The 12,807-nt window shown below is 36.2% G+C and carries 12 protein-coding genes and 1 pseudogene; 3 read left to right on the top strand and 10 right to left on the bottom strand.

Annotated elements, in window-relative coordinates:
- Window positions 1–53: 53 nt before the first annotated feature.
- The 10 genes from F6K13_RS03770 to F6K13_RS03725 all read right to left on the bottom strand — a co-directional run bounded on the left by F6K13_RS03770 (window position 54) and on the right by F6K13_RS03725 (window position 7,188).
- Window positions 54–716, bottom strand: a complete 663-nt coding sequence (locus F6K13_RS03770; protein WP_124143286.1) for a Na(+)/H(+) antiporter subunit B — start codon at window positions 714–716, stop codon at window positions 54–56.
- Window positions 716–1,276 carry a DUF4040 domain-containing protein gene (locus tag F6K13_RS03765; RefSeq protein WP_124143287.1) on the bottom strand — a complete coding sequence of 187 codons (561 nt, stop codon included), beginning with the start codon at window positions 1,274–1,276 and terminating at the stop codon, window positions 716–718. The genes F6K13_RS03770 and F6K13_RS03765 overlap by 1 nt, the downstream gene beginning before the upstream one ends.
- The gene (locus F6K13_RS03760) at window positions 1,269–1,559 is read right to left on the bottom strand and encodes a monovalent cation/H(+) antiporter subunit G (protein ID WP_287286845.1); all 291 of its coding nucleotides are present in this window, start codon (window positions 1,557–1,559) and stop codon (window positions 1,269–1,271) included. The genes F6K13_RS03765 and F6K13_RS03760 overlap by 8 nt, the downstream gene beginning before the upstream one ends.
- Entirely contained in the window at window positions 1,556–1,807 is a 252-nt protein-coding gene (locus F6K13_RS03755; protein WP_124143289.1) for a hypothetical protein, read from the bottom strand. The genes F6K13_RS03760 and F6K13_RS03755 overlap by 4 nt, the downstream gene beginning before the upstream one ends.
- The gene (locus tag F6K13_RS03750; protein WP_124143290.1) at window positions 1,804–2,199 is read right to left on the bottom strand and encodes a Na+/H+ antiporter subunit E; all 396 of its coding nucleotides are present in this window, start codon (window positions 2,197–2,199) and stop codon (window positions 1,804–1,806) included. The genes F6K13_RS03755 and F6K13_RS03750 overlap by 4 nt, the downstream gene beginning before the upstream one ends.
- Entirely contained in the window at window positions 2,172–3,626 is a 1,455-nt protein-coding gene (locus F6K13_RS03745) for a cation:proton antiporter (RefSeq protein ID WP_287286843.1), read from the bottom strand. The genes F6K13_RS03750 and F6K13_RS03745 overlap by 28 nt, the downstream gene beginning before the upstream one ends.
- Window positions 3,623–5,059, bottom strand: a complete 1,437-nt coding sequence (locus F6K13_RS03740) for a cation:proton antiporter (RefSeq protein WP_124143292.1) — start codon at window positions 5,057–5,059, stop codon at window positions 3,623–3,625. Before F6K13_RS03740 ends, F6K13_RS03745 begins: the two co-directional genes overlap by 4 nt.
- Window positions 5,060–5,403: 344 nt before the next feature.
- Window positions 5,404–5,742, bottom strand: coding sequence for a cation:proton antiporter subunit C (locus tag F6K13_RS03735; protein ID WP_124143293.1), 339 nt, complete (start codon window positions 5,740–5,742; stop codon window positions 5,404–5,406).
- Window positions 5,743–6,692: 950 nt separating this feature from the next.
- Window positions 6,693–6,899, bottom strand: coding sequence for a hypothetical protein (locus tag F6K13_RS03730; RefSeq protein ID WP_161564332.1), 207 nt, complete (start codon window positions 6,897–6,899; stop codon window positions 6,693–6,695).
- Entirely contained in the window at window positions 6,874–7,188 is a 315-nt protein-coding gene (locus tag F6K13_RS03725) for a VOC family protein (RefSeq protein WP_124143295.1), read from the bottom strand. The genes F6K13_RS03730 and F6K13_RS03725 overlap by 26 nt, the downstream gene beginning before the upstream one ends.
- Before the next feature lie 1,151 nt (window positions 7,189–8,339).
- Between F6K13_RS03725 and F6K13_RS03720 the strand changes: the two are divergent.
- The 3 genes and pseudogenes from F6K13_RS03720 to F6K13_RS03710 all read left to right on the top strand — a co-directional run.
- Window positions 8,340–8,636, top strand: a pseudogene (locus F6K13_RS03720) (serine/threonine protein kinase); the annotation flags it as partial.
- Between the two features lie 478 nt (window positions 8,637–9,114).
- On the top strand, window positions 9,115–10,356 hold the full coding sequence (locus F6K13_RS03715; protein ID WP_124143296.1) for a serine hydrolase: 1,242 nt from the start codon (window positions 9,115–9,117) through the stop codon (window positions 10,354–10,356).
- 1,208 nt (window positions 10,357–11,564) lie between these two features.
- Window positions 11,565–11,783, top strand: a complete 219-nt coding sequence (locus F6K13_RS03710) for a DUF4327 family protein (RefSeq protein WP_124144506.1) — start codon at window positions 11,565–11,567, stop codon at window positions 11,781–11,783.
- The last annotated feature ends 1,024 nt before the right edge of the window (window positions 11,784–12,807 follow it).

Genomic DNA, 12,807 nt, shown 5'->3' with positions numbered 1-12,807 from the left:
CAATATCCAATCCCGCCATCTCCCCATCTCCCCATCTCCCCATCTCCCTACTCTCACAACAACCCTCGATAACGAATAAACAGTAAAATAACTGCCCAGGAACCCAATGCCACTTTTATTGCCACTAAAATATTAAGTATCGGCAAAATTCCCCCACTAACAAGAGTACCTAACTCTCCTTTAGGTAATTCCAATCCCATCAGAGTTATAGCTGCCAATACAATGAATATTAAAACCGAAACCTTTTCCCAAGTAGCAGCATTCCATGTTTTATAGATTTTCTCCATCTTCTCAGATGATGAAGTAATGGCAATCAAACCAATAGCAGTTCCTCCAGCAACCCCTGCCGCAAACCCACCACCTGGACTTAGATGTCCCCTAATTGCTAGCTCAATACTCACCAACGCCGTAATAGTAGCTCCCAAACGCGCTAGCACAATTGAAGGTTGATCGCTAAATTGATAAACTTTTTCGGTGGGTTTTTCATTTGCGAGGAGAAAATTCACGCCCAAAATAGCGATCGTAAATACCACCACTTCAAAAATTGTGTCGTAGAGTCGATTTCTAAAAATGATGCCAGAAACTGCATTTGGTACTCCACTATCATCTACGATCGCTCTCACAATAGAAATTTCCTCCCATTCTGCTTGTGGGTTGGGCATAATTAGCACTTTGACTAACAATGCTATTCCAGCTATAATATAAATCCATTTCATTAATGTTTGCCCTCCAAGTTTGGTACAGTAATGTATGTCACAATTGTTTTTGCTGAAGTTAGTTCGGTTTCCATAATCTCAAAAAGACGATGCACTCTAATGCTAGTTTGATAAGTGGGTTCGCTGCCTGGTTTTGATGTTTCTGATTTACTACAGATAGCGTGAACCTCTTTACCTATCAATGCCCATTCTAAAGCTTGTTTGTTGGGATATTCAACTAATTCAAGACGCAAATGATATTTATTAATGGTTTGTCTGATCTTAGATATTAATTTGGTAAAATCACTGTCTGCTTCTACCTCTACCCCTTTAACTATTCCCAGACGCATGACTAAAGAGGAACGAACTGCCACAACATAAAGAGTAATAGCTAACATTGTACCTACTAAAGCTTCAGTTAAAGCTACATCCGCAGCTCCTAAAACTGCATATACCAAAGCTGCTACTGCTCCTAAAATAGCTCGGATAATCAAAGCATCATAAGGATTAACTTGAAATAACAGTATAAAAGCTGCTAAGGGTAGCAGGGCAATGATCACATAAATATAACTATCAATCATTTTTTTCTCCACTACTAGAGCAATATGCTAAAACATACCCCAAAACCGTATTCCAAATTGCCAAAGTAATCAGTGCTAGGAGCAATAACGGCCATTCAAAAGGAATTTTCAGTAGTAAACCGACAACAATACTCATCGATCCAAGGGTATCAGCTACCGAAAGACTATGGAGTTTAAATAAAACCGATCTATGTCCGAGTAGGGGGAGTGTTCCCCAAAACCACAAAATAATTCCAATAACTATCAAGCTATAGCTTAAAATGTCAATTAAAATGTAAATCATATTTCGTTTAACCTTTTGATTAAATTTGCCAGTAGCATTAATCCCGCATTACCCACACTCAGAATAATAACTGCAACTACTCCAATTGACCAATCATCTCGCAAAACGGATACCACCAACATCATAATCGAAGTTTTGGTGGCAATACTAGCAAAGGCTAGTATTTTCTGCCAAATATTATTATCCTGCCAAGCTTCATAAATGGGTATGAGCAAAGCTAAAATCATAGCAATCAAAATATAGTTCATTTGTTTTTCATCCGTCGCACTACGTGTACTTCATACCACCCTTGTTCATGGTATTTCAAAACAATGCTTTTAGGGGTAAAAGTAATCAAAAATATATCCAGAAATATCAATCCTGGTGTTCGTTTTGGTTTAACTTTTTCGCAAACCAATACTTCATCATTATGGGGGCGAAGCATAATTTGTATTGCTTCTATATAGGCCTGGGGAATTGCGACCACAATTTCCCATAACACGTCTAACCAATCTTTTAGAGCGCCTAATGATTTACGACTACGAGGTAATAAAAAGGCGATACTGACACCAATAATAATATTTGCCGGACTTAAGTCGGCGGTTAGTAAAAACCATATTGTCAGTCGTAATACTATATTGAAAAACCCGATTGCGTCCATACTATCCAGAAAAGTAAAATTAACATGAAGCTCATAAATCCAATCAGATGGTCGAATTCTTCGACCACACGGGGGAATTTAATCGCCAACTTCTTAAAAATCAATAGATATGCTAGCCAACCAATAGCTATACTTACCAGTGGTTTGATTATATTCTTGAGGGTGTAAGCTTCATAATAAACAGCATTTGCCACAATTAATCCGCCGAGTAAGACTATCATTGCCCACCAAAAACCAAATTTTACTTTGATTTTTTCCTCGTTTTTCTGGTGAGGAAGAAAAATGAATTTCGCAAAAGAAATGGCTGTTCCCACTGCGGCAATGTTCATCCCAACAACCTGCCAGGGTAATAGATTTTTAGAGGTTAACACTTTTGCCCCAAAACCAGACAATAGTGGGAAACCAGAGATCGAAAAACTAGCGATAACTAAAGCCACCCAAATCTGATTATCAATGGGTTTATAATGCAATTCTTTAAAATTACGGCTTGGTAAAATCCCTGCAATTAAAAACAGAGCAGATTTAACTAAACCATGGGTCAAAGCATAGAAACCAGCTACTACTGGCGCAGCAAGTACAAAACCTAACTGAGAAATGGTATGAAATGCCAGCATCCGTTTAGTATCTTTTTCAAATACAGCATAACCCACACCTAAAAGTGCTGTACTAACACCAAAAAATCTCACGATCGGATCGATTTCCTCTAACATTAGCGCACAACGTACTAGAGGAAAGACTCCAGCTTTGACCACAACTCCTGACAACATTGCTGATACAGGACTCTGTGATTCGGAGTGGGTTAAAGGCAACCATAACCCTGAGACAAAGATACCACCCTTGGACAATAATCCCAAAAATATGAGGGCGATCGCTTCGGGAGGCGAACCACGCAAACCAGCAAAATAAAAGGAATGATGTGCCTTATACACGATTACTGCTCCCACCAGATAAAACAGCATTGCCGTATTACTGACAAACAGATAGCGCAATCCTACCCAAATCGCTCTATCCGTACGCGGATAAGCTACCAGGAGGAACGCAGCAATACCGATTACCTCTAGTGCTACATATACGCTCATGAAGTCTGCACAGATAAAAGTAGCATTAACGCTACCATGCAGAATCACTATTTGCATATAGAAAAAAGCAGTTCTTTCGCTACTCCAACAGTAAAAAATAACTGCGAGTGTTACTAGAGCATTAGTAACGATAAAAAAGCCACTCAGTTGATCGATGATTAAAGTTACACCGAAACTATCTAGTAACTGTATCTTCAAAGGAGACGAATTTACAAATATCGCCAAGGCATAGTTAGTCGAAACCAATGCTATCCCTAGAGCGAGAAAGCGCTCTAGTTTGGGTAATAGATAGATAACGAAACCAGTAAAAAAGGGTAATGCCATCCAGAGGATAGTAATATTGGTCATATCTGTACCATCCAGAAAATTATAATCAACATTAGACTCATTACCCCAATCAAATGATCGAATTTCTCAACTCCACGAGGGAATTTCAGAATTAATTTCCTAAAAATCAAAATATATGCCAACCAGCCAATACTAATAGTTATTAGGGGTTTCAGTATATTATTTAAGCTATAAGCTTGGTAATAAACAGCATTTGCTACAATCAATCCGCCGAGTAAAATTACCATCGCCCACCAAAACCCAGATGTTGCTTTTCCTTTTTCTTCGCTCTTTTGATGGGGGAGAAAGATAAATTTGGCAAATACAATTGTCGTTCCTACTGTAGCAACATTCATTGCCACAACCTGCCAAGGTAATAAATTTTTGGAGGTCAATATCTTAGCTCCAAAACCAGACAATAGGGGAAAACCAGAAATTGAAAAACTGGCGATCGCTAAAGCTATCCACATTGAGTTATTGAGCGGTTTGTCTCGCAACTCCTGAAAATTACGACTGGGTAAAATACCTGAGATGAGAAAAAGTGCTGATTTCACCAATCCGTGAGTCAAGGCATAAAATCCTCCTACTTCTGGTGCCGCCATGATAAAACCCAATTGAGAAATGGTACTAAATGCTAGGGTACGCTTGGTATCTTTTTCCACAATGGCATAACCTACTCCTAACAAAGCTGTCGTCACACCAAAAATTCTCACTATTGGATCGATCTCCTCTAACAGTAGGGCACAACGCACTAAGGGAAACACACCAGATTTGACCACAACTCCTGATAACATTGCTGATACTTGACTCTGTGATTCGGAGTGGGTTAAAGGCAACCAAAATCCTGAGACAAAGATACCCCCCTTAACTAATAATCCTAGAAATATTAGAGCAACTGCTTCAGGAGGCGAACCGCGCAAACCAGCAAAACTAAAGGAATTATGTGCCTTATATACCAGTACTGCTCCTACCAGATAAAACAGCATTGCCGTATTACTGATAAACAGATAGCGCAATCCTACCCAAATCGATCTATCTGTACGCGGATAGGTAATGAGAAGAAAGGCAGCAATACTAATTACCTCTAATGCTACATACAAACTAATAAAATCTGCACATATAAAGGCAGAGTTGACACTACCATGCAGAATCACTACTTGCATATAGAAAAAAGCAGTTTTTTCGCTACTCCAAGTGTAAATAATAACTGCGGTTGTAACTATCGCATTAGTGACGATAAAAAAGGCACTTAGTTGGTCGATGGTTAAAGTTACACCAAAATTATCTAGTAACTGTATATTTAAAAGTGATTGGGTTGAAAATATCGCTAAGGCATAGTTAAGCGAAAGTAATGCTACTCCCAGTGCGAGAAAGCGGTCTAGTTTGGGTAGTAAATAAATCACAAACCCAAGAAAAAATGGTAATGCCATCCAGGCGATCGTAATATTGGTCATTTCAGTTATCAGTTATCAGTTATCAGTTATCAGTACCGACCGCTAATACCGTTTCACTAAAGTCAGAAGTTAAAAATCAGAAGTCAGAAGTGATATTAATGGAACTTAAAAACTCTACTCTACAGTAATTTCAGTTTATTATTTGACTTCATCAGTTAGCAACTATTTGTGACATTTTTTGAGTGAATTGGTATAAAGTATGAGGCACCAAAATACTGAAGTTTACTTTGCTCTTAGTCTTATGGATATGGCGAGGTCTCCTCGCCATCCCACCCTCCGGGAAGCTCCGAAGATCGACCGCTTTTCATCCTTGAAAAGGGGAGACTTGAGACCTAATTTTTTGGTCATGATGGTGTGTTATTTTCTTCGATTGCGCTAGTTTCCAAAGTGGGATTATCTTTTGCCAACTTCATCACACCCACCAACATCAAAGCTTGAATTGAAAAACCAATTACAATTGCTGTTAAGATAACTGCCTGGGGAACGGGGTCGGAATAAGCAACATTTTTGGTTTCGTCGGCAATTGGTGTAAACAAACCATCTAGGGATGCTATTAGCACATAATAGGCAATAACTCCCGTACTCATAATATCCATTGATATGATTTTCATCACCAGATTTTTCTTAAAAATGATGCCGAAAAATCCACATAATATGGTTGAAAATATACAAGCTTCTAACATGAAAATTAACTAATTAATTGTTATTTTTTTGCAGAAAATTCATTTTTAAATCACAAAAAATTAAGGATAAATATCCATAAATTAAGGTAGTATAAGAATGAATTTTGCCAATAATCAAAGACTTACGCCAGTTTAAATCAACTGACTAAATTGACTTAACATGAGCATATTTTACAATTGCCCAAAATAGATGAGAAAACCTCAGGTTAAAGTCGCCTCTTCTTTGGTCAATACATAAATTCATTTCTATTTCCCTGGCTAGCTACTATATTTTATTTTCAAATGATCTAAAATTCATAGCAGTTTGGACTTAATGAAGTACATAGTTCTTAGATGTTCAGCGAATTGCTTAACTAGGATTAAGATTAAGCTGTACTAAATTAGCTACCAATATGCTATACATTATTAAACATGAAATTGGGTCAGAAGAGAAGAGACGTTGAATATGAGTTCTGATTGCTGGTTGGATGAAGCATTAATTATGCTTGGGGTGCTTAAGAAAAAAAACTATTATTTTTGTTGTCCTTGGTTAAAAGTGGCCATATTAGTATTAATCAATTCAATAAATTAGAAATTTTCTCAGCTAGCTTCTACAACTTGACGCATTGAGAAAAAACCTGAGTTTACTTGTTGGCCATAACTTTCCTCTTCTGATTAGAATTAGTTCTGATACCAAGGGTGAAATTAAGAATTTTATTAATAATTAAGAGTGATTGAAAAATTTTACACATAATATTTCTTTAACTAATACCAGCTTGAAAAAAGAATGTTATAAATACAGCAAAGCTATGCTATTAAATTATTTTAAGATCTATAAGATCTATTTGACTAAAAGAATAGATTTGATTGCTCCTGACTACTAAAAACACCTTAAGTGTTTTCAGACTGTCCGTCTCCATCATATGCCTTCCCTATTGCCAGATGAGCTGTTGCCTTTAACTAATACTAAATCAAATCATAAATAGTGTTCCACGTAATTTGTGTTGTGCTTCAATTGCCCCAAACAAAGACTTAAAGTTACCTGCACCAAAGCCATTATAATTGTTGCGTTGCATAAACTCAAAAAATAAAGTAGGACGAGCTTGCAACGGGCGAGTAGAAATTTGCAGAATGTAACCTTTTTCATCGAAATCAATGACTATATCTAACTCCTGCATAACATCTACAGAAACCGATAGCTTCCTCATCTTTGAAAGCTCTAGGCAGAGAAACACTCTTTGCTCCTTGTGAAATTGCATATTCATAAGTTGCTTGAGCATTTTCTACACTAAAAGCTACATCATAAACTGCATCGCCATATTGGGTTAAAAACTGATTGATTTTTGTCTCTCCTGGGTTTAACGGAGATGTAAGAACAAGGGTGACTTGACCTGCATGCAAAACGTGGGAAGTGTATTCACGATCGCCAGTTTCCAAACCCTTATAGGCAATTGGTTGGAAACCCATGTGTGTTTAGTAATAAAATGCTGCTTGATAAGCGTTACAGACCCAGATTTCGACATGATGGAATCCATTATAACCTCCAAAGGTTGGTCTAGAGTTTGTCTCTTGGTATTTGACACCAGCATCTAGACCAACCAGGTTATCTTAGATTTATGGAGTAATTTGCTTGAGGCATATAAAGAATTCTTAATAATTAAATGTATACTTTTTTTATTAAAACAAATTTAATATATAATTGTCAACTACTCATAAAAACCTGGCAAAATCTTTCCATTTTCTGAATAGTTTTGGTAGTAGGACTTATGTCAATTATTAAAAATTTTGCTATACTTAAATTTCATATTTATAAATACTATTTATTTACTTAATTTGATTGTTTACTAATCTCTGTTATTTTGACAAAAAATAAGGTCTTAAACCTCATTTCAAGGCTCTGGTTTCAGCGGTCGGTACTGATAATACCATTTCTCAAAAACCTTTCTACTCTACATTTTATGGGTAAATCTCAATTTTGAATAAAGCCAAAATTTTATTGCTTTTAGGCAACAGGCAATAGGGAATAGGGAATATATAGGAAAAAAGTATTTTGCAAATATGAGATGCACCCCATTTTATTGAGTAGGGGAGTAGAGGAGTGAGGGAGAAGTAAGTATAATAATAATTAATATTAACTTGGCTGCTAATTACCAAAAAGGTTCCATGCGCCCTTTTTAATTACTTAATAACTGAAGTGTTACCTAAGTTAAGCATTAATGCATGGGAATTTGTATAACTGATAACTGATAATTGAAATGATGACCTTCTCAGGGTAGCATGATTTTTGATAAATTTTACTATACAAAATAGTGCAATTGAATAGACTCAAATTTAGACAGGAAAGATTTTTTAGGCAAAGAAGGTATCAATCAATGAATGGCCATAGTTTCAGATTCTTTTAATTTTAGGGCTTACGCAGTACAATCTATTTTTGTCATTGCGACTGATAGGATTTGCGGAGTATTCCGGAACGGAAAGCAATCTGAAATTCTAGTTTTTCGTACCTCATCTGTAAGTTCTGAATTTAATATCTTTAAAAATACATAAAAACTCTGAAATTATTATTCCTGTTCCCTAATTCAAAAATATTTTATTCACAACCCAAATATTACGGGTATATGGAAAAAACGATTTTAAATAACCGTTATCGCATTATCAAAACGTTAGCAAGTGGAGGATTTGGCGAAACATTTATTGCCCAAGATACTCAAATACCCTCCGGTCGTCTATGCGTGATTAAACAACTTAAACCCATAGTAAATAATCCTCAAATTTATCAAATCGTACAAGACAGATTTCAAAGAGAAGCAGCAATTTTAGAATAACTAGGGGAAAAAAATCATCAGATTACTCGATTATACGCATACTTTACAGAAAACGGAAAATTTTATCTAGGACAAGAATGGGTAGATGGATTTGAAATGTCATTTTCTGTAAATAATTCCCAAGGGATAAGTTACAAACCTTGACATTGGCGGTTCATAAAATTATCTTCAGCAACAGCGGCATTTGCTAATGCTAAAAAATCTAAATTTTAAAATTTTTCAGTATCCTTAATCATCCTGAATTTCAAGTATCAAATTAATGCCAGATTGGTCAATAATCCTGCGAAAACAGGTATTAAATTAATCTAATTTACTGTCTTGTTTCCCCATCATAACTAATGGCCTTGAAATTAATTTCCCAGCCATAGTTGAAAATTTAGCACTATTTATAGTAAAGTCCTGAAAACCAATAAAATTATTACTACTGCCATGACACAGCTAAAATAGTTCATTATTATAGAGTCCGCCATTACGGCTAAAATATTAAGCTGTGAAAAGTATTTAACAATCCGTCGCCAGGCACCATTTTAGCTGTCTCAGTCCACTACTTATATTTCTTATTATTCAAATGCACGCAGAAAAGTTACCACCCCAAACATTTCATCGAGTCCGTCCACCATATCGGGTAGCCAAGCGACGTCCAGTAAAAATACGTCGGCTAGTTAAAACTAAAAATACAAAACTAATATTACCCCAGTTAAAATATAAAAATATCCTCATATTAGTCGCCATATTAATGACCGCGAGCTGGGTTATTACCCTACCTTTCAGAGGTCGCACAGCTTCACAGACCCCTCAACCTACTCCTCAAACTTCAGTATCACCTACTCTCGTACCACCCTATGTACGCCCAGTTCCTCAACAAACTCCAGAAGACTTAGGATTTGCCTACAATGTTCGTAGACAACCCCCTCTACGTTATAATCCTCAACTACAGGAAATAGTTGATGAATTGGTTAAAATTTCTGAAGAAAAAGGGCTACCAACAGAACCTTTATCTATTAGTTTAATAGATGTTAGAAGCCAAGATGTTCATACATTTGCTGGATATCAAAGCCAAGAAGTGAGGTATCCTGCTAGTGTATCTAAATTATTTTGGATGGCTGCATTTTATGGGGCAGTAAAAAAAGGTTTAATTGAAGATGAATCTAAGTTTCATGAAGACTTGAGAGCAATGATGCAGAAATCTCATAACGATTCTGCTAGTAAAATTTTAGATGCAATTACTGATACTAAATCGGGGAGTAAATTAGAAGGGAAAGATTTAGAAAAGTGGTTAGACAAAAGAAAATCCGTTAACAATTTTTTTCATAAAGCAGGTTATAAAAATTTAATAGTTAGTACAAAAAATTATCCTCGATATTCTCCTAGTCAAGAAGGTCCAGTCGGTCGCGATCGCCAACTCAGGAAGAAAGATGGTAAGTTTCTCAGAAATTTGATTTCAACCGATCATGCAGCAAGACTAATCTATGAAATATATACCAGGCAGGCAGTTTCACGGCAATATAGTACAAGAATGGCTTATTTGTTAACCAGAGATTTAAGACCCGAAGCATGGCAAAATGACCCCTACAATGGAATCAAAGGTTTTCTCGGAGAATCTTTACCTAGCAAAATTTATTTCGGTTCTAAAGTTGGTTTCACTAGCAAACATCGTATGGATGTAGCATTTGTGAGAACTTTGGATGATAAGGCTATTTATATTCTGGCGATCTTTGCAGAAGATATTGCTTATGCCAGAGATGAGGAAATATTCCCCAAACTGTCTCGTCATGTTTACGATCGCATGATGGCATTGAATGGACAATAGACATCTCCAGCAAAAGAGGGAGTAGGGAGTAGGTAGCAGGGAGCAGGGAGCAGGCAGAAAGAATTGATGAATAACAGTGGAATGATTGATTTTATTTTTTCCGGACTTACCCATAACCACTACAGATAGTAGGGGTTAACGGCCGTTGACCCCTACAAATGGTGTATATTTTTGTATGCGTGCGTAATATCATGTCCGTTTATATCGTTTGTGTAAACCCAAGGGTGAATATCTACAGGAAATGATGGTTTTTTCTTGCGAGGGTAGCCTTCTTCCCTCTTCCTTCTTCCTTCTTCCTTCTTCCTTACCTTTGCTATACAAGACCGATGCTACCGGACATGATATAAGTCCTGTTTTTATTATTGGAGATGTCTAATTTATAGCGGTTTTCATTAACAGAGAATACAGCTATCAAGTTTGTAACTTATCAAACTTCAAACATACTTATATTTTTCTGTAGTCTACCTTTGTGAAAACCGCTATAAGTAAGCTAATTTGTCTCATTGTATACAGATGCAATGACGTCATTTCAGTTAGCCTCCTGTGCTTGGAGCTACGCTAACAGTTAGCCTTCTAAGGTCAGAACTACGCTAGCCTCTTATCAGAGGAATTGCGGACTTCAGTGCCGATCGTTGAAGCCTGATGCTTGAAAATACTGAACTAACTATCAGCTTTTAGCGCTGAAACGCTTCAGCTTTTAGTAGCTCTGGGTAAAAATCCCCGGCTTCCGATAAGTCTAATGGCCTTCAGAGGAATTGAAATCTCCTTTCCGTTCCGCAATCATCCGCAAACGAGGGTGTCTCAAAAAAAATCTGCTTGATTGCTGATTACTGACCGCTGACTGCTTCTTTAATGTTTGGTGATTGATAGGGAGATAAGGAGATAGCATATATGGCTAAATTTATCTGAATATATATATAATTTTATGTTACATTTTATAAAAAAATCTAATAATAAAAGTTATAGTTAATATCATATTACTTACTTTTTTTCAAGTATAAAAACTTGTAATAACTGACTCTAATAAAAAAATCTCACTATTGATTTTTAATTATTTAGTTTTACTTATAATACCTTGTCAAAAGTAGGTATGTTAAACTATAAATCTAGAAAGTAACTTACCCAAAAGCACAAAAAATCCACGAATCGGTAAAAGTGAGAATCGGGGAGTTAATTTCTAGAAGAATTTAAAAAAATTAAGAGGTATTATGAGCCAAAAGGTTATACACCAGATGGAAAAATTTCAGCGTCAGGTGAATTCCCTCGTAGAATCTAATATAATCAAGCCAACAGATAGTATCTGGAAAATAGCCCTACTTTTTGGGGATAAGTGGCCTTATTGGAAAAAGCAACTTCAAGACTTTGATTTTTCTATGCAAGATCCAATAGGTGAAATTTTGGTTGTAGAGGTGTGGGAAGAAGATTAGTCTAATTTCCTAATCAAATAAGACTGATGAGGGTGAATAATTCTGGAGTTTAAGCGATAGAAATTGGTAGAATGTAGTCGATTAGCCCCAACATCTAGGCAATAAGACTGAAAGTATAGAATAATTAGGCGATCGCACTACAAAATCAAACAAAAATAAAACAAAACTTTTTGGTTTCTAAGGCTGTAATCAGGAAACTAAATTGATACCAAAGCAATTTTAAAACTAATAACTAAATAACTGAATACAGGTTTATTAGGATTTATTAGAAAAAAAATCTGCTAGTTGTTTAATGTCAGAACGACTCATCTCAAGTTAAGTTCATCATAAACTTTCGGTAAGTGGGAAACTAGTAAGTTGCTTCCTAGGTCTGAGCTACGCTATCAACGGCTGGATGGAAACTAGGGTAATGATTTTAACCATTAATCATGCACATTGCAAATTTTGAATATTTTTGCTATAATGTGAGGAATAAAAAGCAACCTGAATGGGTTTACCCCGGACAAACTAGAGGAATCCTTACTTATGTCATTAAGGGTTACATTTGAAGTGACTTTAGTATGGCAAGTTTGTGACTCTTAAAAATCCACGCGGATAGATCCCGCGGAGTTTCAATCCCATGAACATAATTGCTCACTTTTAAGCGCGTACCATGTGGTTGAGTACAACTTTAGCTTGTCAACTTACCAAACAAACTCAGTCAATTCTTTGAGCTTAACTCTGAGTCGGTTCATTGAGTAAACATCTAAATACATTTGTTTTTTTTCAGAAGTTTTTTTGTAATATAGCACTACACAAATAGATTAGGGCAATTATAAATACTCAAACGAGCGTCAGGGATTGCTTCTGACTTGTACGTAGCGCTATATCTCTACCAATAACTCAAAAACCCTTATACATAGTGAGATTGAGATATTCCAATATTGATGATGTGCTTCAAAGGCAATCTTTTAAAGCATCTGCTAGCTCTAGAGCAGTTTGATAGCGATCGCCAGGCAATGGTTGGGTAACTTTTTCAATTACA

The sequence above is a fragment of the Okeania sp. SIO2B9 genome (genome assembly GCF_010672505.1).
Lineage (GTDB): Bacteria > Cyanobacteriota > Cyanobacteriia > Cyanobacteriales > Microcoleaceae > Okeania > Okeania hirsuta.
The sequence above is the reverse complement of the archived record's forward strand: the minus strand, read 5'-3'. Positions and strand labels throughout refer to the sequence as shown.